27 protein-coding genes are annotated in these 24450 nt (G+C 33.5%); 14 read left to right on the top strand and 13 right to left on the bottom strand.

Translation table 11 applies throughout. The features are described 5' to 3' along the window. Positions 1 to 4 precede the first annotated feature (4 nt). The 10 genes from K1X44_01920 to K1X44_01875 form a co-directional block, all read right to left on the bottom strand. Complete coding sequence (locus K1X44_01920) at positions 5 to 574, bottom strand: CvpA family protein (protein MBX7146047.1); 570 nt, start codon at positions 572 to 574, stop codon at positions 5 to 7. Positions 575 to 622: 48 nt separating this feature from the next. Then, positions 623 to 2011 (bottom strand): DNA repair protein RadA, encoded by a 1389-nt coding sequence (radA, locus tag K1X44_01915; protein ID MBX7146046.1) that lies wholly within the window; start codon positions 2009 to 2011, stop codon positions 623 to 625. A gap of 24 nt (positions 2012 to 2035) precedes the next feature. Continuing rightward, positions 2036 to 2818, bottom strand: a complete 783-nt coding sequence (locus K1X44_01910; GenBank protein ID MBX7146045.1) for an ATP-binding cassette domain-containing protein — start codon at positions 2816 to 2818, stop codon at positions 2036 to 2038. Continuing rightward, complete coding sequence (locus K1X44_01905; protein ID MBX7146044.1) at positions 2818 to 3603, bottom strand: ABC transporter permease; 786 nt, start codon at positions 3601 to 3603, stop codon at positions 2818 to 2820. Before K1X44_01905 ends, K1X44_01910 begins: the two co-directional genes overlap by 1 nt. Before the next feature lies 1 nt (position 3604). Next, entirely contained in the window at positions 3605 to 4729 is a 1125-nt protein-coding gene (alr, locus tag K1X44_01900; GenBank protein MBX7146043.1) for an alanine racemase, read from the bottom strand. Next, entirely contained in the window at positions 4726 to 6246 is a 1521-nt protein-coding gene (locus K1X44_01895) for a replicative DNA helicase (GenBank protein ID MBX7146042.1), read from the bottom strand. Before K1X44_01895 ends, alr begins: the two co-directional genes overlap by 4 nt. 114 nt (positions 6247 to 6360) lie before the next feature. Further along, positions 6361 to 6933, bottom strand: a complete 573-nt coding sequence (gene rplI / locus K1X44_01890; GenBank protein ID MBX7146041.1) for a 50S ribosomal protein L9 — start codon at positions 6931 to 6933, stop codon at positions 6361 to 6363. A gap of 10 nt (positions 6934 to 6943) precedes the next feature. Beyond that, entirely contained in the window at positions 6944 to 7228 is a 285-nt protein-coding gene (rpsR, locus tag K1X44_01885; protein MBX7146040.1) for a 30S ribosomal protein S18, read from the bottom strand. Between the two features lie 11 nt (positions 7229 to 7239). After that, positions 7240 to 7626 carry a 30S ribosomal protein S6 gene (rpsF, locus tag K1X44_01880; protein MBX7146039.1) on the bottom strand — a complete coding sequence of 129 codons (387 nt, stop codon included), beginning with the start codon at positions 7624 to 7626 and terminating at the stop codon, positions 7240 to 7242. A 292-nt stretch (positions 7627 to 7918) separates the two neighbouring features. After that, positions 7919 to 8437 (bottom strand): Lrp/AsnC family transcriptional regulator, encoded by a 519-nt coding sequence (locus K1X44_01875; GenBank protein ID MBX7146038.1) that lies wholly within the window; start codon positions 8435 to 8437, stop codon positions 7919 to 7921. Between the two features lie 130 nt (positions 8438 to 8567). Between K1X44_01875 and trxB the strand changes: the two genes are divergently transcribed. The 3 genes from trxB to K1X44_01860 are packed head-to-tail and all read left to right on the top strand — an operon-like array spanning position 8568 to position 11241. After that, positions 8568 to 9515 (top strand): thioredoxin-disulfide reductase, encoded by a 948-nt coding sequence (gene trxB, locus K1X44_01870; GenBank protein ID MBX7146037.1) that lies wholly within the window; start codon positions 8568 to 8570, stop codon positions 9513 to 9515. Positions 9516 to 9532: 17 nt separating this feature from the next. Continuing rightward, the gene (locus K1X44_01865; GenBank protein MBX7146036.1) at positions 9533 to 10444 is read left to right on the top strand and encodes a LysR family transcriptional regulator; all 912 of its coding nucleotides are present in this window, start codon (positions 9533 to 9535) and stop codon (positions 10442 to 10444) included. After that, the gene (locus K1X44_01860; GenBank protein ID MBX7146035.1) at positions 10441 to 11241 is read left to right on the top strand and encodes an undecaprenyl-diphosphate phosphatase; all 801 of its coding nucleotides are present in this window, start codon (positions 10441 to 10443) and stop codon (positions 11239 to 11241) included. Before K1X44_01865 ends, K1X44_01860 begins: the two co-directional genes overlap by 4 nt. 38 nt (positions 11242 to 11279) lie before the next feature. Here the strand turns inward: K1X44_01860 and K1X44_01855 are convergent, their stop codons facing one another. Then, positions 11280 to 11750, bottom strand: coding sequence for a DNA starvation/stationary phase protection protein (locus K1X44_01855; GenBank protein MBX7146034.1), 471 nt, complete (start codon positions 11748 to 11750; stop codon positions 11280 to 11282). A 200-nt stretch (positions 11751 to 11950) separates the two neighbouring features. Between K1X44_01855 and K1X44_01850 the strand changes: the two genes are divergently transcribed. The 8 genes from K1X44_01850 (at position 11951) to ligD (ending at position 20179) form a co-directional block, all read left to right on the top strand. Continuing rightward, complete coding sequence (locus K1X44_01850; GenBank protein ID MBX7146033.1) at positions 11951 to 12562, top strand: hypothetical protein; 612 nt, start codon at positions 11951 to 11953, stop codon at positions 12560 to 12562. A gap of 1 nt (position 12563) precedes the next feature. Then, on the top strand, positions 12564 to 12965 hold the full coding sequence (locus tag K1X44_01845) for a hypothetical protein (GenBank protein ID MBX7146032.1): 402 nt from the start codon (positions 12564 to 12566) through the stop codon (positions 12963 to 12965). A 30-nt stretch (positions 12966 to 12995) separates the two neighbouring features. Next, the gene (gene nfi / locus K1X44_01840; GenBank protein ID MBX7146031.1) at positions 12996 to 13679 is read left to right on the top strand and encodes a deoxyribonuclease V; all 684 of its coding nucleotides are present in this window, start codon (positions 12996 to 12998) and stop codon (positions 13677 to 13679) included. Positions 13680 to 13887: 208 nt separating this feature from the next. Continuing rightward, positions 13888 to 14997: a hypothetical protein gene (locus tag K1X44_01835; protein ID MBX7146030.1), complete on the top strand. Its 1110-nt coding sequence runs from the start codon at positions 13888 to 13890 to the stop codon at positions 14995 to 14997. 59 nt (positions 14998 to 15056) lie between these two features. Continuing rightward, on the top strand, positions 15057 to 15563 hold the full coding sequence (locus K1X44_01830; protein MBX7146029.1) for a DUF4142 domain-containing protein: 507 nt from the start codon (positions 15057 to 15059) through the stop codon (positions 15561 to 15563). A 14-nt stretch (positions 15564 to 15577) separates the two neighbouring features. Next, the gene (locus K1X44_01825) at positions 15578 to 16816 is read left to right on the top strand and encodes a glutathione-dependent formaldehyde dehydrogenase (GenBank protein MBX7146028.1); all 1239 of its coding nucleotides are present in this window, start codon (positions 15578 to 15580) and stop codon (positions 16814 to 16816) included. 5 nt (positions 16817 to 16821) lie between these two features. After that, positions 16822 to 17667, top strand: coding sequence for a Ku protein (locus tag K1X44_01820; protein MBX7146027.1), 846 nt, complete (start codon positions 16822 to 16824; stop codon positions 17665 to 17667). A 4-nt stretch (positions 17668 to 17671) separates the two neighbouring features. Continuing rightward, on the top strand, positions 17672 to 20179 hold the full coding sequence (ligD, locus tag K1X44_01815; protein ID MBX7146026.1) for a DNA ligase D: 2508 nt from the start codon (positions 17672 to 17674) through the stop codon (positions 20177 to 20179). Positions 20180 to 20191: 12 nt separating this feature from the next. Here ligD and K1X44_01810 read toward each other — a convergent pair whose 3' ends face one another. Continuing rightward, positions 20192 to 20764: a cysteine hydrolase gene (locus K1X44_01810; protein MBX7146025.1), complete on the bottom strand. Its 573-nt coding sequence runs from the start codon at positions 20762 to 20764 to the stop codon at positions 20192 to 20194. Between the two features lie 53 nt (positions 20765 to 20817). Between K1X44_01810 and K1X44_01805 the strand changes: the two genes are divergently transcribed. Next, entirely contained in the window at positions 20818 to 21417 is a 600-nt protein-coding gene (locus K1X44_01805; protein ID MBX7146024.1) for a hypothetical protein, read from the top strand. A gap of 13 nt (positions 21418 to 21430) precedes the next feature. Here the strand turns inward: K1X44_01805 and K1X44_01800 are convergent, their stop codons facing one another. Beyond that, the gene (locus K1X44_01800; GenBank protein MBX7146023.1) at positions 21431 to 23656 is read right to left on the bottom strand and encodes a penicillin acylase family protein; all 2226 of its coding nucleotides are present in this window, start codon (positions 23654 to 23656) and stop codon (positions 21431 to 21433) included. 155 nt (positions 23657 to 23811) lie between these two features. Between K1X44_01800 and K1X44_01795 the strand changes: the two genes are divergently transcribed. After that, entirely contained in the window at positions 23812 to 23982 is a 171-nt protein-coding gene (locus K1X44_01795) for a hypothetical protein (protein ID MBX7146022.1), read from the top strand. Continuing rightward, on the top strand, positions 23954 to 24301 hold the full coding sequence (locus tag K1X44_01790) for an SRPBCC domain-containing protein (GenBank protein ID MBX7146021.1): 348 nt from the start codon (positions 23954 to 23956) through the stop codon (positions 24299 to 24301). Before K1X44_01795 ends, K1X44_01790 begins: the two co-directional genes overlap by 29 nt. Positions 24302 to 24450: the final 149 nt, after the last annotated feature.

Here is a 24450-nt window from a genome sequence, read left to right as displayed (position 1 = left end):
CCTTTCAGGGTGTTGGAGGTGCAACATTGTTTTGAGGGGTAGTAGGTTTTGATGGGGTAACATCTTCTTGATTGGTTTCAAAATTAGGAAGGAGTTGTCCCGCAATATCTGCAGGCAACAAAGATTGGATCCAAATTAAAGTTGTTTTCATTAAAGGTGCCGTACGTGCTGTTTCTAACCATGGTCTATCTTGTGAAGGAATAAGCCATAAAGTTAATCCATAAAGCAAACATACAATAATTACACCCCTAATAGTACCAAAGATGAATCCCATCAGATGGTCAACAAACCCAAGTCCTTTACCCCTTAATCCACGCGATAGCAACTTAACAATAATCATAGCCACTACAAGAGAAACAAAAAAAGTGATACCCCACGACGTAAATCGTGCAGCTAAGTCATTTGTTACATAATCATTTATTAAAGGTCTGATTTGTTGTCCGTGATAAATTGTAACAAGAATAGCAAAAACCCAAGCTGCCAAAAGCAAAATTTCTTGGATAAAACCATTTGTTAATGCCATAAAAGCAGAAATTAATATTATTGCTAAAACAATAAGATCTACCCAATTCATACTGTATCCCTTCTATAAAACCTTTTGTTCTTTATATAACTATGTTTATCAGGTTATGAACAGTTTAACAATATCTTGGATATGGGTAAATTCTTTAATCTTTAACCCTTCTTGATTAAATCGATTTTTATACCCTTCAGGATTTGAAGGCGTAAAAGCTTCTGTAAAACCAAGTTTTAAAGCTTCTTTAAGACGATATTCAGCTTGATGAACCATTCTTATTTCACCACTTAATCCTACTTCTCCGTAAATAATGGATTGCAAAGAAACAGGTTTATTGTTTAAAGAAGAAAGTAAAGCCATCGCAACTGCTAAATCTGCTGCTGGTTCAATAATTTTGAGCCCACCTGCAATATTTAAATAAATATCATATTTACCAAGATTAATACCACACCTTGCTTCAAGAACAGCTACAACCATTGAAAGACGACCTGAATCCCACCCAACAACTGCTCGTCTTGGGGTAGCAAGAGAAGACGGAGAAAGAAGAACTTGAATTTCAACTAGCAAAGGGCGCGTTCCTTCAATACCTGCAAAAACAACAACACCACTTACAGCTTGCTGCCGATTCGTCAAAAATAAGGCTGAGGGATTAGTTACCTCTTGTAATCCTTGGGATGTCATTTCAAAAACCCCAATTTCATCAGTAGGCCCAAATCTATTTTTTACTGTGCGTAAAATGCGATATTGGTGACCTTGTTCTCCTTCAAAATAAAGAACACAATCAACCATATGTTCTAAGACCTTAGGGCCTGCAATCATTCCTTCTTTAGTGACGTGACCCACTAGAATTAATACATATCCTTTTTGTTTAGCCATTTGGATAAGTTCAAAAGCTGATGCTCTAACTTGGGCAACAGTTCCAGGGGCTGAATCTAGCGCATCAAAATACATTGTTTGAATAGAATCAATAATAACAACTTTAATATTATTAAGTTGATTTAAAGTTTTTAAAATTGAACTGACATCCGACGTCGTCGTAAGATTAATTTTCCCTTTACTAAGATTAATGCGCCTGGCTCTTAATTGAATTTGATCAATTGATTCTTCACCTGAGATATAAAGCAATTCTGCTTTATCAGTATCAGAAAAATAATTACTTAAATGGACAATTACTTGTAATAACAAGGTTGATTTACCAATACCAGGATCACCACCAATCAAAACAACTGATCCATATACCAGCCCACCTCCGCACACCCTATCAAATTCCGCGATACCTGTTGTTAACCTTGCTGGAATATCAATTTGATCGTTAAGATTAGCAAAGGTCAAAGATGTTGATTTTGTTTTTGCCGAATGACGACTATAAGGGGACACAGAAACAAGCTCTTCAACTAAACAATTCCAATTACCACATGCATCACAGCGACCGCTCCATTTATTAAATGAAGCCCCACAAGATTGGCAAATATACCTGGATGACGATTTTGCCACAAATATCCTTTTAAGTTTTTAAATTTACCAAGCTTTTACTGACATTTTGATGGGACCATCCATTTTGCCATGAATAAATTGATCAACATAAGGATTATTTGATTGATCAATATCTTGTACTGGTCCTTGCCAAATAATTTTACCATCTAAAATCATAGCCATACGATTAGCAATTTTCCGTGCACTATTTAAATCATGGGTAATTGATAAAGCTGTTGCGCCTAAATTAGCAACACATTTCGAAATAAGTTGATCAATAATACTGGCCATAATTGGATCGAGACCAGTTGTTGGTTCATCAAAAAAAATTATTTCAGGTTGAGTAGCAATAGCTCTGGCAAGACCTACTCTTTTTTGCATACCACCTGATAATTCTGCAGGATATAAAGATGCAACGTCTTCTCCTAATCCAACACTGGCTAAAGTTTTAAGGGCTAATTTTTGGGCATCTTCCAAATGCATTTTTTTTCTTCTACTTCCATAAAAACCAAAAATAACATTTTCCCAGACCGTCAAGCTATCAAAAAGAGCTGAGCTTTGGAAAAGCATCCCCATTTTACTTAAAAATTCTTCACGTTGTGAAATAGATAACCCTATAATTTCTTGCCCATCAATTTTAATACTTCCACTATCTGGTTGAATGATACCCAAAATACACTTTAATAAAACTGATTTGCCTGTACCTGATCCGCCTATGATGACCAATGATTCACCTTCATAAACATCTAGATCAAGCCCTTTTAAAACATGTTTAGGGCCAAAAGATTTAAATAAATTACGAATAGAAATTTTAGTTTTATTTGTCATTATTGTGCAAAAAAAGATTCCGTAATAAGATAATTAAAAGTCAAAATAAGAATTGATGAAGCAACAACTGCATTTGTGGTTGCAGTACCAACGCCTTGGGCACCTCCTTTAGAATAATAACCATGATAACAGCCCATAAGTGCTACTAAAAAACCAAAAACTGCCGCTTTAACCAAACCTGAAACAACATCTAAAGCTTGTAAAAAATCTATTGTATTCTTTATATAAATCGCTGGATTAAAACCTAATTTATAAATACTCACTAAATATCCACCAAATACCCCTATTATATCTGCAACCACAACCAAAAATGGTAGCATAATTGTACCTGCTACTAATCGAGGAGCTACAAGATATTTCATAGGATTTGTTGCCAATGTAACCAAAGCATCAATTTGTTCAGTCACTCTCATAGTTCCAATTTCAGCTGCCATTGCAGCCCCTATTCTTCCTGCTACCATCAATCCAGCAAGAACCGGCCCTAATTCCCTTGTAATTGAAATAACAACAACATTGGGAATAGCAGCTTCTGCACTAAACCTAGCAAAACCTGTATAGCTTTGTAGCGCAAGAACCATACCTGTAAAAATTGCAGTTAATCCAACCACGGGTAATGAATAAAAACCGATTTCTATCATTTGTTTAGAAAGATGACGAAAATAAAAGGGGGGAATAAAACAGTAATAAAGACCAGTCAGCATAAAAACGACTAATCTTCCAATTGTTTGAATAGATGTTAAAACCGTATGACCTATTAATTGTAAAATAAAAAAAATATACTTCATTTTATATACTATAATATCTTGTTAATCTTTGCCCAAGGGATGTCAAAATTTCATATCCAATTGTTCCTGCTTCTAAAGCTAACTGATCCACAGAATGATGCAGGCCCATAATTTCAACCATATCGCCAGGATGAATTTGATCCATTGGTACATCCTCAATATCAACTGTCACAAGATCCATAGATATACGTCCTACAACATTAAGCTTCCATTTTTTGAACCAAAAAACACCTTGGTTACTAAGTGACCGTAATAAACCATCTGCATAACCTAATGCTAATGTTGCAAGGCGCTTTGGTTTAGAAAAACTTCGTGTTGCACCATACCCAACGCACCCATTTGTGTCAATCTCATGAACTTGCAAAACGGGTGCCCAAAGATTTACAACTGTTGCCATAGGATTAGGTTTCGAGGGTGTTGGATTAATACCCCAAAGAGCTGCCCCTGGCCTTACAAGATCATAATAATAAGTTTTATCTAAAAAAATTCCTGAAGATGCGGCCAAACTTTTCCATGGATTAGATAATATACGAGATAAATCAGACAACCTTTCATTAAAAAGTCTAAGTTGTTTAGCATTCATAGAATGTTCAGGTACATCCGCACAAGCTAAATGGCTCATGATTAAAAGAATATCCATATTGAATAAATTATATTTTGTTATTAATTTATTGATCTCTGACGCCATTAATCCCAAGCGTGACATACCTGTATCAAGATGCAAAGCAGCTTTTAATTTCTTTTCTTTTTGTTTTGAAAAACTTAACCATAATTCTATTTGATAAAAGTTATTAAGAACGGGAATTAAATCATACCATAAAAAATCTGATAAAGTTTGTTTTATAGGACCATATAAAATAAACACATAAGCATCCATACAACCGAATGATTGTAATGTATGTCTTAGTTCAATACCTTCATCAATTGTTGCAACAAAAAAATGTTTACATCCAGCTTTGATTAAAATGGGAATAATTTTTTGTAATCCTAAGCCATAGGCATCTGCTTTCACTACAGAAGCACATAATGCAGGACCAGTTTTTTTAGCAAGTTTAATATAATTATCATAAATGGCTGTTAAATTAATTTCCAAACAGGCCGTATCTCTTGGACTTTGATTAATCATTCAATTTCATGATCACGGCTTAAATTATCAAATTTGGTTACAGTACCATCAAAGAACAATTCTATTGTGCCTATAGGTCCATGGCGTTGTTTAGCAATATTCACTTCTGCTACATTATGAATTTTTGCACCCTTTTCCTGCCACATAGTTACACGTCGTGCAAATTTTTCTGGATCTTCGTCATCACGTTGTTTGGGTGGTGTACGTTCATGATAATATTGTTCTCTAAAAATAAACATAACAACATCAGAATCTTGCTCAATAGAACCAGATTCTCTAAGATCAGCCAATTGAGGTCGTTTATCTTCACGTGTTTCAACAGCTCGACTTAATTGAGACAAAGCTAAAATAGGTACATTAAGTTCTTTAGCAAGTGCTTTTAACCCGCGCGTAATTTCGGATACTTCTTGCACCCGATTTTCTGATCTACTTCTTTCTGACCCCGGTTGCATAAGCTGAAGATAATCAATAACAATAAAGCCTATTTCAAATTGTCTTTTTAATCTTCGTGCTCGTGTTCTAAGTGCTGATACAGTTAAAGCAGGCGTATCATCAATATATAAAGGCAAATCTTGTAATTTTTGTGCAACAATAGCAAATTTATTAAAATCATCTTGTTTTAATTCTCCACGTCGAATGCGATCTGATGAGATACCAGTTTGTTCAGCAAGAATACGCGTAGCAAGTTGCTCTGAAGACATTTCAAGAGAAAAAAACACAACTTTACCCCCTGAATTTAAATGATCAGGATTTTGCTTGTGTTTATCATAAGCCAAAGCTGCATTAAATGCTAAATTTGTTGCTAACGCTGTTTTGCCCATGGAAGGACGTCCTGCCAAAATAATTAAATCAGAGGGATGAAATCCACCCAACTTTCTATCAAGATCAATAAAACCTGTTGTAACCCCTGTGATATGACTGTCTTTTTTATAAGCCGTATTAGCAATTTCAATAGCTATAGTTAAAGCCGAGTGAAAAGATTGTAGTCGGCTTTCTATTTGTCCTGTTTCAGCTAATTGATAAAGATGTTCCTCAGCCCATTCAATTTGTTGAGTAGCAGCAAAATTAACATCTTTAAATTCAAATGCATTATTAACTACATCATTGCCCAAATTGATTAATTGACGACGTAAATAAAGATCATAAATCTCTTTGGCATAATCTTGAATATTAACCAGAGTAACTACAGAATCAGCTAACTTCACAAGATATGATCCACCCCCAATATCAATTAAAGCAGGGTCTTGATCGAATTGATTTTTTAAAATAAGTGGATTAGCAATTTGTCCACGTTCAATAATTTGGCTAATTGCCCTATAGATTCTACCATGCAGAGTATCAGCAAAATGTTCTGGTTTTAAAAACTCATTAATACGATCATAAAGTTGATTATTAACAAGTAAAGCCCCCAAAAGTGCTTGTTCAACATCATAATTATGAGGCGGGGTTTTAACAGGTAAAGTTTTCTCAGAAAAAGAAGTAAAAGATTGCGCAATAGGAGAAAGTGTTTGGACCATTTTAATTTTCTGAAGGTTAAAGATAATTTAGTTCATCACTTTTATCATAGTACAAAGGGACTTTTATTTCTATAATAAAAGTCCCTTCAATTATAATCAGCAATTTATAAAATTTTAAACTGCTGGTATCTCTTCTTGAGTTTGAGAATGATCAAATTTTGTCAGCATGTCATCTAATGTTTCCTTAACAACCTCTTTTTGCTCAGTTACTTGTCCAGCTTTTTCTTGAATAGCTGCTTCTTCTAACGATTTTGCAACATTAACAAAAACATTAACTGTCACTTCTGGATGAAGAGAAATTTTAACAGGATGAATACCAAGCAATTTTATTGGTTTATTTAAACTAACCTGCTGTTTGCTAACTGTAAATTTAGCAGCTGTTACTGCTTCTGCAATATCTCTGATGCTAACCGATCCGTAAAGATTACCAGTTTCACCAGCTTGACGAATAATAACAACTGTCAATTTTTCCATTTTTTTAGCAATAGCTTCGGCTTCCTTACGTTGAACCAAATTATGTGCTTCTAATTGGGCCTTTTGACTTTCAAAAAAAGCTTTACTTTCTTTCGTAGCTCTCAAAGCTTTTTTACGAGGGAACAGAAAATTCCTAGCATAACCAGGCTTTACATCTACCAAATCCCCCATTTGCCCTAATTTATCAATACGTTCTAAAAGAATAACTTGCATAGTACTGTTCCTATTTTTGGCAATATGGAATTAAAGCTAAAAATCTTGCCCGTTTAATTGCTTGAGATAATAATCTTTGTTTTTTTGTCGACACGGCAGTAATACGACTTGGAACAATTTTACCACGCTCAGAAATAAATCGCTGTAAAAGCTTAACATCTTTATAGTCAATACGGGGTGCATGTTCGCCGGAAAAAGGGCAAAATTTCTTGCGACGAAAAAAAGGTTTACGTGCCAATAAATTTGACACAGCTTGATTAGAATTTTGAGAGCCATATTTTTGTTCGTTTTGCATCATACATTCCTTTAATTTTCAACAGCTGTCCGAAGATCATCTTCATGCTCATAAATATGATCTTCTTTATCCCGATTATGATTTTGCATCATCGCAGTTGGCCCTTCTTCTAATTTATGAACATGAACTGTAAGATAACGCAAAATATCTTCATTAATTCTCATATTACGTTCCATTTCCACAACAGCAGGAGATGGTGCATCAATACCAAGAAAAAGATAATGACCTTTCTTATTCTTTTTAATACGGAATGCTAAATTCTTTAATCCCCAATATTCTCTTTTTAATACTTTTCCACCTTGATCAACAAGAATAGAAGAGAAAGTATCGGCTAAAGCTTCAACTTGGGCTTGTGACATGTCCTGACGGACAATAAAAACATTTTCATAAAATGACATATTATATCTTCCTTATGGATTATTATCTGTTTTGCTCGTAAAAAGCCTACAGATTAGCTAATTCTTAAAATCGCTATTCCACGATAAGAATTAGCAAAGAAGTTGTAAATTAGGCCTTCAATATACTTAAAAAATATAAACCTACAAGAAGTTTTTATTTTTAATATAAAATTATCGTGATTATACTAAATGCATCTCTAACACAATTATTCTATAAATGTTGCGATAATATCACGATAAAATCTATAAATTTAATTTTTTTTAAAATTAACAATCATATTTTTTAAGTAAATTACATTTTTTGATGAACTTTTTCATTCATTTTCTCATGAGATTCTATAGGAATACCAGGAGAAAATTTACTTAAACGAATCGCCAAAGAAGATTTAACATGTTTAACATTTGGTGCCGATGTTAATTTAGTTGTTAAAAATCTTTGATACGAATCCCAATCAGATGCAACTATTTTTAATAAGAAATCTGTTTCACCTGCTAACATATAACATTCTCGAACTTGGGGCCATGAGCTTACTAATTGTTCAAAAGCATTCAAATCCTGTTCCGCATGGCTAATAACACTAACTTGAGCAAAAATTGTAACACCATATCCTAAAGCTTCAGAATTAATATGGGCATGATAGCCTAGAATATAATTATTCTCTTCTAATACTCTAATACGTCGTAAACAAGGAGGTGCTGAAATACCCGCCCTTTCTGCAAGTTCAACGTTGGTCATACGCCCATTGTTTTGCAGATCGTTTAAAATTTGCAGGTCTACTTGATCAAGTTTTAATTGACGTGGACGATGCATGAATTTCTCCTCTATTTATAATGCTTGATCTGATAGTATTTACATTTACATAATTATCATTGATTGTTATATCAATGATCAAAATAAAAAAGAAGATTTTTATTTCTTATCCATATAAGTGATTTTATTCATGACCCATCCTTCATCTAACAAAATTATCATTATAGGATCTGGCCCAGCCGGTTATACAGCTGCAATTTATGCAGCCCGAGCAGGATTATCACCTCTTCTTTTCGAAGGATTACAACCCGGGGGTCAAATGACAATTACAACAGATGTAGAAAATTATCCAGGTTTTGCAGAAGTTATTCAAGGACCTTGGCTTATGGAACAAATGCGCGCCCAAGCCTTACAGGTAGGAACACGAATTATAAATAATATCATTACGAAAGTAGATTTCACAAAAAAACCTTTTATTTGTTATGATGATGATCAAACTTCTTATACTTCTAAAACTGTAATTATATGTACAGGTGCCCAAGCAAAATGGTTAGGGCTGGAGGGAGAGACCAAATACCGAGGATTTGGTGTCTCTGCATGCGCCACATGTGATGGTTTTTTCTTTAAAAATAAAAAGGTTTGTGTTATAGGAGGCGGAAATACAGCTGTTGAAGAAGCTCTTTTTTTAACTCACCATGCTGCTAAAGTTATACTTATTCACCGCCGCAATCAATTAAGAGCCGAAAAAATACTTCAAGAGAGATTATTTAAACACCCAAAAATTGACGTTATGTGGGATAGTGTTGTTATTGACGTTAAAGGTACAGAAAATCCATTAACTGTATCTCAATTAGAAATCAAAAATCTTCATACAAATTATACCCATTTGATTGATACAGATGGGGTGTTTATTGCTATAGGACATGAACCTTCAACAAAATTATTTGATGGTCAATTGGATCTGGATTCTGAAGGTTATATTTTAACGAAACCGGATTCTACAGCGACATCCATACCAGGTATATTTGCCGCAGGTGATGTTAAAGATAAAATTTTTCGTCAAGCTATTACAGCTGCAGGCATGGGATGTATGGCAGCTTTAGAAGCTGATAAATATTTAGCACGACTTTCTCTTTGATACTTATTGGTTAAGTAATGGATTGGGATAAATTACGTATTTTTCATGCCGTAGCTGAAGCTGGAAGTTTTACCCATGCAGCAGATAGTTTAAAGCTTAGTCAATCAGCTATTAGCCGACAAATTAGTTCTTTAGAGGATAGTCTGAATATAAGTTTATTTCATCGTCATGCGCGTGGGCTTATATTAACAGAACAAGGGGAAGTTCTTTATCGTACAAGCCATGAAATCTTTACTAAATTAGCTTTAACCGAAACGCAACTTAAAGAAAATAAAGAAAAACCTAAAGGATCGTTACGCGTTACAACTACCGTGGCTCTCGGATCCACTTGGTTAACTCCAAAAATGAAAGAGTTTCTTGATATATACCCGGACGTTAGACTTGAGCTTCTTCTTGATGATCGTGAGCTTGATCTATCGATGCGTGAAGCAGATGTTGCAATTAGATTGTCACCACCCAAACAGCCAGGGCTTATTCAACGACATCTTATGACACTGCAAATGGCTATTTACGCATCACATAATTATATCGAAAAATATGGCATACCAAAAACTTTAGATGATTTAGAAAAGCATAAACTTATAGGGTATGGTGAAGGAATGAAACCTCCTATACCTGAAGTTAATTGGTTACTAAAAGAAAATTTAAATCCCAGAAAATTTCGTAAACTTTTTTTCACAGTTAATAATATTTATGCTATTTTACGCGCTACAGAAAATGGTATAGGGATTGCAACTCTACCAGATTATCTAGTTATGAATAATAAAAACTTAATACCAATTTTAACTGAACTTCAGGGGCCTAAATTTCATGCATATTTTGTTTATCCTGAAGAATTACGTAACAGCAAAAGAATTCAAGTATTTAGAGATTTTCTTTTAAAAGAAATTGATGAAACTATTCCAAACAAAAAAAATTTTTCACTATGAATTTTTACCATTTATTTGATATCATCATTCTAAGCATTGTTGAAGGGCTCACAGAATTTATTCCTGTTTCTTCAACAGGGCATTTAATTTTTTTAGTAGATTTTTTAAAATTTCAAGCCCCACCTGGACGCAGCTTTGAAATTTCCATTCAATTGGGTGCTATTTTAGCTGTTTGCGTTATCTATTTTAATTTTCTTTGGCAAACTCTTTTAAAAGCAACGTATGATCCCCAAGCCCGGCAGTTTATCTTTAATATAATTATTGCTTTTATTCCAGCTGCACTTTTTGGTGTTGTACTTGGACATTTTATTAAATCTTTTTTATTCAAAACTGAAATTGTGGCTTCATCACTTATTATCGGTGGTATTGCTATTCTTTTTATTGAAAGAAAAATACATACACTTAAATTTGATAAAATTCACGCCTTTCCCTGGTGGATATCTTTAAGTATTGGGTGTGCACAAGTTATAGCGATGATCCCTGGCGTTTCACGTTCTGGCGCAACAATTTTGGGAGCGTTACTTTTGGGGGTAGAAAGAAAAACTGCAGCAGAGTTTTCTTTTTTCCTTGCAATACCAACAATGCTAGGTGCCACAACCTACACATTTTATGATAATTGGCATGATCTTAATATGAGCAATATGTATGATATTATTATCGGATTATTCTTTTCTTTTATCGCTGCTTTTATTGTCGTTAAAGGATTATTATCTTTTGTTAAAAATTATGGATTTACACCTTTTGGTTGGTATAGAATTGCACTTGGTACATTAATGTGGGCATGGATTTTATTTTAAAAATCCTGTTTTCTAAATAAATATTTAGAAGCTTTTTATTAAGCGAGAAGACTTTTTAACATCCAAGCATTTTTTTCATGAAGTTGAATTCGTTGAGTCAAAAGATCCATAGTTGCCTGGTCACCTGCTTTTTCTGCAGAAGGAAAAACTTGATAAGCAGTTTTAACTACTTTCTCTTGCCCATCAATGAGTTGTTTAATCATTTCAGAAGCTGAAGGAAATTTTTCTTCTTCTTGGATTGATGAAAGCCTTTTATAGGCAGAATAAGTTCCAGGTGCATAACTTCCAAGGGCACGAATACGCTCAGCAATAAGATCTACAGCCAAAGCTAATTCATTATATTGTGTTTCAAACATAAGATGAAGCATACTAAACATAGGACCTGTGACATTCCAATGAAAGTTATGTGTTTTAAGATATAATGTATAACTATCAGCTAATAATCGTGATAACCCCTCAACAACATTATTTGATGATGTATTCTTTATAGAAGATTTTTGGGGTGCCATGATTTAGTTCCTCTCTATTTTTTTAAATATTTACGTGTATTAAAAATATTTTATGATCCTATGATCCTATATACCATTATACTTTAAAATGATATTAAATCAAAATTTCATAATAAATTAACTGTACAATATAAAAATAAAAAATAAATCCTTAAATATTTTTAATTTTAAAAATATTTAAATCATGATATTGATATTTTATGAATAAATTAACATTAGAAGATTTTATTATTCGTGCCACAAATAATGGCCTTAAATGGGATGAACAGCAAGTTTTATTAAAAGAAGCTGGTTGGCCAGAAGATATTATTCAATCTGAATATAATAAATTTTATCAAGTATCAGCAAAAATTGCTGTTCCTAAATATTCAATTAAATCCAGTTTTGGTGGATTTGCCTTAAACGCTTTCATATTTTTAACCCTATATCTTATCATTTATAATACAACTGATCTATGTTACGATATGGTTGATTATATTTTTGAAACGGGTTTTTCCTCTTTGGAAAATATTAAATGGAATATATCCATTATCATCACCTCTATTCCGTTTTATTTTTTTACCAATTATATTGCTGTAAAAAGACAGTTTATATTTGATTCCTCACGTATCAAAATAATCTATTTAACTTTGTTTATTGCTGCTGTCATTGGTATTGGAACAGTATGTGGAATTGTTTATGCAGTGTTATTTGGTGATAATCGTATTCAAGATTTCATAAAATTGCTTATAACTTTCCTCTTTTCAGGAATAGCATTTTTATATTTTTATTTAAGTTTAAAAGCTATTAAACGTGTGATTGATTTACGATAAAATGAAACCTCGTTATATTCTTATTCTTATTTTTATCCTTATTTTTACAAGCTGTTTAATTGCTTTTTTTATTGTAGGATTTCCTGGTCAAACAGATTCTGTCCATGATGGGGATATTGTCTATAATATGATTAAAGTAAGAAATTCTATTCAAGATTTTTATAACAAAGAAAAAAAACTACCCCAAGATATTTGGGAAATTAACCGTTATACAAACAATAATCGCAACTATATGATTGATTATGAAATTGTTAATAATTTTAATTATAAATTATGTGCAAAATTTAAAACCAATGACGCATACCAAGCAGAATTAAAAAATTTTAGTCATGAAAAAGGATATCAATGTTTTTCTTTTTCAATTAATACTTCTAGCCTGCCAGATAAAAACAACAAAATCTAATAACATTTCGTTATTTTTAAAACCAATACTATGTTTAATATTAACAGCCAATCTATAAAATGGCCGGATAATTTAAAGGAAGCTGCATCAATTCAAAAGCAACTGGCCAACAAAGTACGCCTAGAAAATAACTTTGCCAATTTAAATTTAATTGCTGGTATCGATGTAAGCTACGATCTTACCAACAATCTTAGTTATGCAGTCATTGTCACAATGACCTTGGATCAATTAAAACCTATTCAAACAATCATTAAACATCTTCCAACTACTATACCATATGTCCCTGGATTTTTATCTTTTCGGGAAATACCTGTAATTTTAGAAGCTTTAAAAGATTTACCTCATAGACCAGATATCTTTATGGTTGATGGTCAAGGTGTTGCCCACCCACGTGGTCTTGGTATAGCTGCCCATTTAGGTGTTCTTACAAATATCCCATCCATCGGCGTTGCCAAATCAAAATTAATTGGTTCTTATCAAGAACCTGATTGGATTAAGGGTTCACAAAGTCCATTAATAAATAAAAATAAAAAAATTGGTACTGTGCTTCGGAGTAAAGATAATGTAAAACCTTTATTCATTTCATCTGGACATTATATTGATCATGAAACAGCTATTAATGTAACAATAGCATGTCTAACTAAATATCGTCTTCCTGAACCAACACGTTATGCAGATAAAATTTCCAAAAATTGTAAAATAATAACTGCATAATTTTACAGTTATAAATATTATATATCAATTTATCTTTTCCTTATCTTTTTTCTTAAACACAGTACAACGATTTTATATATACGTTGCTACCGTTCAAATATAGAGCATTCTATATAGAGATTCTAAAATTCCTATAACTATCTCTCCATATAAAAACTCATTTAATAACCTTTAAATTCAATTAAAAATAAGCTGTTAAGGAGGCATTATGTCAAATTCTAACCAAAATTCACCTTATTCTGAACGCCGTCGAGGTGATGATGACGATGATAATTACACATCACGCACAAGTGGTCGTCGTAGTCAATATCGCGAACGTGATGAACAAGGTAGATTCATGAGCGATGATGAGTATGATTCACAAGAAGATATGTATGATGACGACGAATATGGTGATGATGAAGATTATGGATCAAGCAGACAATCACGTCAATCAAGATATGAAGAAGATGATGATGGTGATTATAGCTCAAACAGAGGACGCAGAAGTTCTTCCGGAAGAGGCCAAGGTTGGTTTGGCGATCCAGAAGGTCATGCCGAAGCAGGACGTCAAAGTCATGGGGGTCGTGGTTATGATGATGAAGACGATTATGGTTCATCAAACCGCGGTAGATATCGTTCTACCCGCTCGAATGGCCGTGGTCAATATCGTGAACGCGATGAACAAGGCAGATTTATGAGTGATGACGATGATGAAGATTATGGTTCTCAAAGTCGTAGAGGTAGTAGTTCCTCCTCTAGTAGTGGGCGCAGAAGTTCTTCTGGTTCGGGACGTGGCTGGTTTGGTGACCCAGAAGGTCATGCCGAAGCAGGACGTCATAGCCATGACAACGACGATGATGATTATGATGATCGTTCATCCAGCCGTAGAGGACGCAGCAGTTCTTCCTCTAATAGTGGGCGCAGAAGTTCTTCTGGTTCGGGACGTGGCTGGTTTGGTGACCCAGAAGGTCATGCCGAAGCAGGACGCCAAAGTCGTGGTGGTCGTGGTTATGATGACGATGAAGATGATAATGATCGTCGCTCAAGCCGTTCTCGTTCTGCCCGTTCGAATGGTCGTAGTCAATCACGCCGTACACGTGATGAACAAGGCAGATTTAGGAGTGACGATGAAGATAATAGCGGCAGTAGTAGCAACAGTCGTCGCCGTAGAAGCACCTCATCAAATGGTTCAGGACGTGGATGGCACGGCGACCCAGAAGGTCATGCGGAAGCAGGCCGTCATAGTCATGACAATGTATCATCCTCTAGCCGTGGACGTTCATCAAGCAAAAGCAATGGACGTAAATCCAGTTCTAGCCGTAGTAAAAATGCTTAATTTAGGAAAAGGGACAGAATATCTGTCCCTTTAACTTAATCCTATGAAGGGTAGACATTATGAATGTACCTAATTTTTTCTTAAGTATAGCTATTTTAATTTTATTTTCACTAACTTTTATTTCTTCAGCAGAAGCCAATACATCAACTGTTGAAAGCTTTGTCCAAAAAGCAGCTGTTGCAAATAAATTTGAAATTGATTCAAGCCAATTAGCTTTACAAAAATCAAATAATTCTGAAATTCGTCGATTTGCAGAGCGTATGGTTAATGATCATACTAAAGTGGGTGAAAGATTTACCACAACACTTCAATCAATAAATCAAAAAGCACCAGAAACTTTAGACGAAAAACATAAAAAATTAATAGAAAGATTAGAACAATCATCTGGTGACGATTTCAATCGCCTTTATGTTCAACTTCAAACAGACGCACATAAAGAAGCTGTCGATCTTTTTACTGATTATTCAAAGAATGGTAAAGATCCAACTTTAAGAGATTTTGCTGAAAAAACGTTACCTGATTTAAAAAGCCATTTAGAAGATATTCGTAAAATCAAAGTAAAGTAATTAGGAAAAATATTATGAAAGCCGTCGTATTTCATAATGTCGGTGATATCCGATTAGAAGAAGTAGCCAATCCAAAAATTCAGAATTCTCAGGATGCTATTGTTCGTTTGACTGCAAGTGCTATTTGTGGAACAGATCTCCATATGGTACGCGGAACGATGCCCGGGATGAAATCCGGGACCATTCTAGGGCATGAGGGCGTTGGTATTATTGAAGAAATAGGACGTAATGTTCGTAATTTTAAACCAGGTGACCGCGTTGTTATAGCATCAACTATCGCTTGTGGTTATTGTGTTTATTGTAGGGCTGGATATTTTTCCCAATGTGACCATGCAAATCCTAATGGTAAAGATGAAGGAACTGCCTTTTTCGGTGGACCGGCTGCAAGTGGCCCATTTCATGGGATGCAGGCAGAAAAAGTGCGGGTACCTTTTGCCCATGTTGGTCTTGTCAAAATACCAGATAATGTAACAGACGATCAAGCAATTACTGTATCGGATATTTTTCCAACTGGATATTTTGGGGCAGAACTAGCTGATATTCATGATGGAAAAATTGTTTCTGTATTTGGATGTGGCCCTGTTGGGTTATTTACAATTATAAGCGCTAAACTTATGGGAGCTGGAAGAATAATTGCGATTGACCATTTACCTGATCGGTTAGAAAAAGCACAAGAATTGGGCGCAGAGTCTATTAATTTTGATAAAGAAAATCCTGTAGACACAATTTTAGATATTACTGGGGGTATTGGCACAGATTGTGCTGTTGACGCTGTTGGGGTTGATGCAGAACCACCAGAGAGCAAATGGCAACAATGGAAAAATAAAGTTTCTGGTAAAGAAGAGCAACAAAAAGAACAGATTAAAAAAGCTGTTCCCAAACAAAACCCTGATGGTGAATTGTGGAATCCAGGGGGAGCCCCCACCCAAGCTATTGAATGGGCTGTTGATAGTGTAGCCAAAGCGGGGACAATTTCAATAACAGGCGTTTACACTAAAAAAATACAAAATTTTCCTTTAGGTAAAGCCATGCGAAAAAACTTAACACTTCGTATGGGTAATTGTAATCATCGTAAATATATCCCTATGCTCTTAGATTTGATATCTGCAGGTATCGTTGATCCTTTAAAAGTTCTTTCCCACCAAGAACCTTTATCTGATGCTATTGAAGCATTTAAAGCTTTTGATCGACGTGATCTTGGGTGGATTAAAGTTGTTCTCGATCCCACAAATTCTAAAGAAAATAAAAAATAATATTTATGACATTAAGACCTTATTGGCATGGATATATAAAACTTTCTCTTGTCTCGCTACCCGTGAATATATACGCGGCTCTTAATCGTTCACGCCAAATTTCTTTGCATGAAATTTATCGCCCTACAAACCAACGGGTTCATCACCAAAATGTTGTTGATGGCGAACCCATTGACCGCGAAGATATTGTCAAAGGATATGAAGTAGAAAAAGGTGAATATGTCATTATTGAACCTGAAGAGATTAAAAAATTAAAAATCCCATCTTCAGAAACTTTAGAAATTACCCAATTTGTTGGAATAGATAGTATTGACCCTATTTATTATGAAACCATTTACTTTGTTGCACCCGATGGAGAAAAAGCAGAAGAGGCTTTTGTTGTTATTCGTGAGGCTTTACGCCAAACCAATAAAATGGGATTAGGACAATTAGCAATAAGTGGACGTGAAAGATTATGTGCTCTTAAACCATGTGGAAGTGGGATGATACTTCAAACATTGCGTTATGAAGATGAGATCCGCGAAAGTGACCCTTATTTTAAGGATATTGATGAAAAGGTAGATAAGGATCAATTAGATTTAGCTAAAGAATTAATAAAAAGAAAAACTTCTGCTTTCAAACCTGACAAATTTCATGATCATTACCGTGAAGCTTTACAAGAATTAATTGATGCTAAATTAGAGAACCGCAAACCAGAAAAAATTATTGAAGATAAACCCAGCGCCAAAGTTATTAATTTAATGGATGCGTTACGTAAAAGTTTAAAAGAATCGGATAAAAAAAATTCAACTCAAGATAAATCCAAAAATTCTTTAAAAAAGAAATCAGCAAAACGACGTAAAGCTGGGTAGCGGTATGCCCGAAAATAATTTAAATATTTATAACAAAAAACGTGATTTTTCAAAAACATTAGAACCTAAAGGAAAAATCAATAAAAAACATACCTATCGTTATCTTATTCAAAAGCATGATGCCCGACGTCTTCATTATGATTTAAGGCTAGAATTAGATGGTGTTCTTAAAAGTTGGGCTGTTACAAAAGGACCAAGTCTTGATCCCAACGATAAAAGATTAGCGGTTGAAGTTGAGGATCATCCTATAAAATATAAAGATTTTGAAGGTACAATCCCCCACGGACTTTATGGCGGAGGCACTGTAATGTTATGGGATGAAGGATATTGGGAACCTATAAATGACCCACATAAGGGATTACATTCAGGTAAATTAGAATTTATTTTGCATGGCAAAAGATTAAAAGGACAATGGACATTGATCCGTATGAAGAGCCAGGAAAAACGTACAAACTGGCTTTTAATTAAATATAATGATGATGTGGCCCAGGATAATGATTATGATAATTTATTAAAAACTTATCACACAAGTGTTAGAAGCCATAAATCTATGGACGAAATTGCTCAAAATAATTCAACTCAAAATAACAAAAAACAAAATTCTTCTAAAATTTTTAAAAAAAAATTACCTAAATTTATTGCACCACAACTTGCCACTTTGAGTAATACGTTCCCAGAAGGTAGCCATTGGATTCATGAAATTAAATTTGATGGGTATCGTATTCAAACCCATTTTGATCAAAAAGAAATTATTATGTTTAATCGTACCGGTCTGGATTGGACACATAAATTTCGTTTTATTGCCGACAAATTATCAAAATTACCTATTCAAACAGCGATTTTAGATGGAGAAATTATCGTTCCAGATACTCATGGAATAAGTTCCTTCAAAATGCTCCAAGAAACATTAAGCCAAGGACAAAGTAGCCAGTTTCAATATTATATTTTTGATCTTCTATATCTTAATGGCCATGATCTTACCTCCTTACCTTTAATACAACGAAAAGAATTACTAAACCCTTTATTAAAAATTAAAACATTTGAAAATTCTATATTTTACAGTGATCACTTCGTTCATCATGAACAAAATTTTTTAAAGAAGGTTTGCAATTTGAAATTAGAAGGTATTATTTCCAAAAGAAAAGATGCATCTTATAAAAGTGGCCGTAATAAAGATTGGTTAAAAACAAAATGTCATTTAGGTCAAGAGTTTATTATTGGTGGATTTACATTACCTAAACAACATAGACATGGTATTGGTGCCTTATTTTTAGGATATTATAGGGATCAAAAGCTTATATATGCAGGAAAAGTGGGAACAGGATTTGATCAAGAAACATCTATCTTGTTAAGAAAAAAACTTAATCTTCTTTTGCAAAAAAATATGCCTTTTGATCATGTACCTACACAAATTAAAAAAAACGCTTATTGGGTACAACCTAAATTAGTATGCGAAGTTACATTCACCGAATGGACAGGGAATCAATATCTCCGCCATCCTTCATTCCAAGGATTACGTGCAGATAAACCTGCATCAAGTATTACACGGGATATAGCCCTGGAACAAAAAAAATCTTCTCCTAAATTGAATAAAAAGAAATCAACAAATACGACGATCAAAATTAATGGTATAGAAATTACCCATCCCAATCGGATTATCTATCCGGACTTCAATATTACAAAACAAGAATTAGCGGATTATTATTCAAAAATTGCTGATTATATTTTACCCTATATTATCAACCGGCCCCTTTCAATTATTCGCTGTCCGGAAAACGTTAATGAATCTTGTTTTTTTCAACGACATATACCCCATGATCAGTCTCCTTATCTTTATGATACAGGAATTAAAATTCATAAAAGAAATGAATCATATTTAATGATCAAGGATATCAAAGGACTAATAAGCCTGGTCCAATTGGGCGTTATCGAATTTCATCCCTGGGGTTGTTATGCAAATCAGCCCGATAAACCTAATTGGATTATTTTTGATCTGGATCCAGACCCTAGTTTAAATAAAAACTACGTTATTAAAGCTGCCCAAGAAATTCGTGAACGCATGCATGAATTTGGCCTAAAAAGTTTTGTCAAAATGACAGGCGGCAAAGGGTTGCATGTCACTATACCTATTAAACCCAAATATAATTGGGATACAATAAAAGCTTTTACAAAAGCTATTGCACAATCTATGGCTTATGATAAGCCAAATTTTTATACAGCTAGGGCCAGCAAAACAACAAGAAAAAATAAAATTTTTGTTGATTATTTACGCAACGATTATACATCTACCGCAGTGGCACCTTTTTCAGTGCGTGCCCGTAACATTCCAACTATTGCCCTTCCTTGTTTATGGGAAGATTTAAAAAGATTATTTCTAAGTGAACAGATGACTATTAAAAAATTATCTAAATATTTAATTAATTATCAATCAGATCCTTGGGAAGATTTTTTTAAAATTGAACAAACAATTCATTCAGATTATCTTCAGGCTCTTGCAATTGATCCCAAATAATTTATAAATTAATTAATATTTTTCTATTTTATTTAATGTATCTTTATAAGTTATGATATGGGTTGGGCCTATTAATTTTGCAAGCAAAATAATACCGGCTTTATGGTAATCTTGATCTTGGTCACTTGCACATAAATCTTCAATAACCCAAGTTTTAATATTAGATTCAAATAAATCTAAAACTGTTTTTAAAACACAAGCTTCGGTTGCAATCCCACATATAAAAATCTCTTTAACTTTAAGATTTTTAAGGTGTGCCAGCAATATTTTTGTGACACATGTATAGGTGCATCGTTCTATAATAAATGCATCATGCCTTGGTTTAATTGCTAATTTTGTTTCATCACTTGCAGGAGACAGTTTATGATAATCAAGAATTTCCCGGAATGGAGAGGGATCAGGATTATAAAATTTAGTCAGTATAACATGATCAAATTTATATTGGATTTCTTCAATAGGTTGAAGTAAATGATTTGATGTTTTAGTAATAAAACCATTTTGCATATCAACAATAATTAAAACACGAGGTAATATAATCATAAGGCAATTATAAAATGAAATGGATTGCTTTAAATTAAGATCCATCTGATAATGTCTTTTACCTTATAAAAAATCAATTATTTTTAAATATTTAATTAATGCTTACATCATTTAATTTTACTTATTGCGAATCTATAAACGTACTAGGTTTTTTACAACCATTTAATATTTTAAGTAGTTTAATATTTTTTATTTTAGCTATATGGATATGGCGTGATCCTTCCGCTTCATTTCATCGCTGGGGATTATTAGCAATTTCTTTAGGAAGTGTTTTATGGCATGCAACCCCAATATCATGGACTTTAATATTAGATATAAGTGCAATTGGTTTATGGCTTTTACTTTATCTAACGAATGGATGCAAAAAATTAAAATTGCCATTACTCCCTATTTTATCTTTAGGAATTATAAGTCTTTTAATATGCGGAATTTTAGGACAAATATTTATCTCTTGGCTTCCTATGATGAGTGGGGCTTTTATCCCACCTGTTATTATTACTTTAATCTTAGCCCTTCAGCAAAAAAAATTATCATGGATATATACAGCTTTATCTATGACCTTGGCTATTATTGCACGAGAATTAGATTTAACCTTATGCCCATGGATACCAATTGGAACACATTTTTTATGGCATATAGGAACTGGGTTATCCCTTATTGTTCCTATATCCATACTGAAAAATAGATATAGATCTTAATTTTTATTAAAGTTCATTTATCTCTACCAAAATGCATATGATAAGAAAAATTTTTTTGAACTAAATCTATATCCATAGGTACGCGGATATAATCACCATGTTGCCACATAGGCACTTGATCAATAAAATTTTCTGCATTAATCTGACCATCTTGCCCTCCAAATAAAATAAAATCATTGGCGTTTATATTGCTTAAATCAGAAACATGACGCGCTTGCGATCCATAACCCACATAATGTTTGCGTGATATCATATTCCCAGAAGTTTTCATAATTGTTTCTTGCGTACCTGATATAGGGAAGTCTTGAAATCTATATAAATTTCCTAATAACGGCATATTACTAAGCATATGTTCAATACGTATATGATGAATATCACCCCATTTTTTCCCTTCTTTTAAAACAGGGTACGCATCTTCTAAAGATGCGTTAAGTATAGATTGAATTTCTTTTTGATCTGCTTTATTTATCTCATCAGCTAAAATGCGTGGAAGATAACTGTTACCTTTCCAAAAATTATTTTCAAATCCATATCTTTTTTTATCATAAAATCTATCTGCAAAATTAATTGTAAAATCATGTATTAATAAAGCATCTTGGGATTCAAGATCAAAATTTCCATCCCAATTTTTTAAATGTTCCCATAATTTTAAAGATTTATTTGATAAAGATTGGACATTTACTTTATTAAGTATGGCATTTCGTAAAATAATATAACTTTCACTATATACATCTTGCTGTAATTTTTTTAAATCGCCCGCTGTCCATTTTGATTTTTTTGTTAATTGATCATAAATACGGTCAATACGATCTTTTGGTGAAAAAAACCAGCCAATAGGAATTTGTGTATCCAAAGCTGGATTATTATTAGATGAAGCAATTACTCCATTATCAGGATTAATTATAAAAGGTAATTTATCAACCTTTAAAATATGTGCCCATGATTTATCGCTTTCTTCGGTTGTTACCCATAAGTCATTTGGAAAATTTTGATTGCGATTAGGAATCCATGTCCCAAGAATATGCCCAATATTTCCTTTCGTATCAGCAAAAATAAAGTTCTGTCCAGGTACCGAAAAATTTAATAAAGCTGTTTTCATTTCTTGCCATGTTTTTGCTTTCATAACGCCAAGCATTGCGGTGATTTCGTCACTTGATAAATGCCCTGTCCAACGTACAGCAAAATCACGACCTTTGGGAAATGGGAGAACACCCGTATCTGAAATAACAGGGCCATAAGGACTAAGCCGATTGGTACGTATGGTATCAAACCAGCCCCTGCGCTTAATTAAATGAGTTTCAGTTGATAAATCTTTTAAATTTGTTACATCAACAATATCACTTGCCCACTGCCGCATATTGGTCCCCCCCCAAGCAATATGTTCATTGCGTCCAAAAGCGAAAACAGGAATACCTGTAGGCATCATTCCAACCACATGATAAGTTGGTGATTGTAATCCAACAATGATCCAAAAATTTGGAATAGAAAATCCAAGATGCGGGTCATTGGCAATCATAGCAGCACCATTTTGACTTTGATTTGGGGCAACGGCAAATGAATTACTTCCAGAGCGAATAAAAGGTTGAAGCAAATCAATAAACATAGATAGCTGATTATCTTTTTTTAATCTTACTGAAGATTTGGTTGTATCGTTTAACGTATAACCCTGAGTATGGGCAACTGTTTTCCAAATTTCTGACCAATTTTTATTCGTACGTTCCGGAAGTAATTTTGATAACATCAACCAATTTACATCTATTCCCCCAAGCCTTCCAATTGCAATTGTATCTTCAGCTGTCCAGGGTTCATTATCCATATTTAACATACGCATTTCGTGGGGCATTTGTTTTATAAAGTTCTTATAATAATTAACCCCGGCAACATAGGCATTTAACCATTGATGTGTATCAGATGGCATATTTTTTAAAATATCTTGAGCAGCACGGGCGAATCCTAAGGCACGCAATCCAGAATCAATATTTGTGGTAAATGGGCCTGCCATTTCTGAAATACGTCCATAGGCAAGACGTTTAGCAATTTCCATCTGGCCTAACCTTAAATGCGCGTGGACAAGACCCAGAGCCATTGCGGCATCTTGATCATTTTGTGCTGAAATAAATGGTATCATATATTTATCCCAGTAAATAGTTACAGGTTGGGTAAAATTTGGTGCCATCTTAGATAACAAATCAAGACGTGATTCTGTACTTTCTGGTTCGGGCAATATATCAACCGACACACATCCAAATCCCAAGCTTAATAAAATTATTACCAATACAATTAGAAATTTTTGGATATTCATTTTTATATCAAGATAATTTAGGAAAATTATTATTTGGTTTTTAACTAGTATTATATAATAAATCACAGGATATTACAATTTTAGCTCAAATTATGAATCAATCTCTTTCATCTGGATCTTTTACTATCGAACGTCACTATGATGTATCACCTCAAAAAGTTTTTTCTGTTTGGTCTGATCCCATAATAAAAGCCCAATGGTTCATCGGTCCAGAAACATGGTCTTTAATCAAACGTGAACTTAACTTTAAAGTTTGGGGGTAATGAACTTTTACAGGGTAAATTTGATCAAGGGATGGAAACATTGTATAAAGCACATTATTATGAAATTAAACAAGATACCTACATTGTTTTTGCTCATGATATGTATATAAATAAAAACCATCATTCTGTTTCTCTTGCAATTATTGAAATTATGCCAAAGGAAAATGGTACTACTATGTTGTATACAGAACATGTTGTTGATGGTACATTAAGTGAAAAGGTTACTTCATCCCATAAAACAGGAGCTTCCATCCATTTTGATAGAATAGAAGAAATTTTTTTCAAAAATAGGTCTATCTATAAAAAACGTGATTTGTGATGTAAAACAAATTTAATTAAATTTTTATATAATTTTTATATTTATGAATATTAGAGTAATTCTAATTTACTTTTTAATTCATTTTCATTAATTGGTTTTGCAATATAATCATCCATTCCTGCTTTAAGGCAACGATCTCTATCCCCATA

This window comes from Alphaproteobacteria bacterium, assembly GCA_019695395.1.
GTDB lineage: Bacteria > Pseudomonadota > Alphaproteobacteria > JAEUKQ01 > JAIBAD01 > JAIBAD01.
Note: the sequence above shows the minus strand (reverse complement) of the source record. Positions and strands in the feature narration are given on the sequence as shown.

What these genes read in the sequence shown, in the direction of transcription:
- K1X44_01920 (MBX7146047.1), bottom strand. Translation starts at nt 574, where the DNA reads ATGAATTGGGTAGATCTTATTGTTTTAGCAATAATATTAATTTCTGCT.
- K1X44_01910 (MBX7146045.1), bottom strand. Translation starts at nt 2,818, where the DNA reads ATGACAAATAAAACTAAAATTTCTATTCGTAATTTATTTAAATCTTTT.
- K1X44_01905 (MBX7146044.1), bottom strand. Translation starts at nt 3,603, where the DNA reads ATGAAGTATATTTTTTTTATTTTACAATTAATAGGTCATACGGTTTTA.
- alr (MBX7146043.1), bottom strand. Translation starts at nt 4,729, where the DNA reads ATGATTAATCAAAGTCCAAGAGATACGGCCTGTTTGGAAATTAATTTA.
- K1X44_01895 (MBX7146042.1), bottom strand. Translation starts at nt 6,246, where the DNA reads ATGGTCCAAACACTTTCTCCTATTGCGCAATCTTTTACTTCTTTTTCT.
- rplI (MBX7146041.1), bottom strand. Translation starts at nt 6,933, where the DNA reads ATGCAAGTTATTCTTTTAGAACGTATTGATAAATTAGGGCAAATGGGG.
- rpsR (MBX7146040.1), bottom strand. Translation starts at nt 7,228, where the DNA reads ATGCAAAACGAACAAAAATATGGCTCTCAAAATTCTAATCAAGCTGTG.
- rpsF (MBX7146039.1), bottom strand. Translation starts at nt 7,626, where the DNA reads ATGTCATTTTATGAAAATGTTTTTATTGTCCGTCAGGACATGTCACAA.
- K1X44_01875 (MBX7146038.1), bottom strand. Translation starts at nt 8,437, where the DNA reads ATGCATCGTCCACGTCAATTAAAACTTGATCAAGTAGACCTGCAAATT.
- trxB (MBX7146037.1), top strand. Translation starts at nt 8,568, where the DNA reads ATGACCCATCCTTCATCTAACAAAATTATCATTATAGGATCTGGCCCA.
- K1X44_01865 (MBX7146036.1), top strand. Translation starts at nt 9,533, where the DNA reads ATGGATTGGGATAAATTACGTATTTTTCATGCCGTAGCTGAAGCTGGA.
- K1X44_01860 (MBX7146035.1), top strand. Translation starts at nt 10,441, where the DNA reads ATGAATTTTTACCATTTATTTGATATCATCATTCTAAGCATTGTTGAA.
- K1X44_01855 (MBX7146034.1), bottom strand. Translation starts at nt 11,750, where the DNA reads ATGGCACCCCAAAAATCTTCTATAAAGAATACATCATCAAATAATGTT.
- K1X44_01850 (MBX7146033.1), top strand. Translation starts at nt 11,951, where the DNA reads ATGAATAAATTAACATTAGAAGATTTTATTATTCGTGCCACAAATAAT.
- K1X44_01845 (MBX7146032.1), top strand. Translation starts at nt 12,564, where the DNA reads ATGAAACCTCGTTATATTCTTATTCTTATTTTTATCCTTATTTTTACA.
- nfi (MBX7146031.1), top strand. Translation starts at nt 12,996, where the DNA reads ATGTTTAATATTAACAGCCAATCTATAAAATGGCCGGATAATTTAAAG.
- K1X44_01835 (MBX7146030.1), top strand. Translation starts at nt 13,888, where the DNA reads ATGTCAAATTCTAACCAAAATTCACCTTATTCTGAACGCCGTCGAGGT.
- K1X44_01830 (MBX7146029.1), top strand. Translation starts at nt 15,057, where the DNA reads ATGAATGTACCTAATTTTTTCTTAAGTATAGCTATTTTAATTTTATTT.
- K1X44_01825 (MBX7146028.1), top strand. Translation starts at nt 15,578, where the DNA reads ATGAAAGCCGTCGTATTTCATAATGTCGGTGATATCCGATTAGAAGAA.
- K1X44_01820 (MBX7146027.1), top strand. Translation starts at nt 16,822, where the DNA reads ATGACATTAAGACCTTATTGGCATGGATATATAAAACTTTCTCTTGTC.
- ligD (MBX7146026.1), top strand. Translation starts at nt 17,672, where the DNA reads ATGCCCGAAAATAATTTAAATATTTATAACAAAAAACGTGATTTTTCA.
- K1X44_01810 (MBX7146025.1), bottom strand. Translation starts at nt 20,764, where the DNA reads ATGGATCTTAATTTAAAGCAATCCATTTCATTTTATAATTGCCTTATG.
- K1X44_01805 (MBX7146024.1), top strand. Translation starts at nt 20,818, where the DNA reads ATGCTTACATCATTTAATTTTACTTATTGCGAATCTATAAACGTACTA.
- K1X44_01795 (MBX7146022.1), top strand. Translation starts at nt 23,812, where the DNA reads ATGAATCAATCTCTTTCATCTGGATCTTTTACTATCGAACGTCACTAT.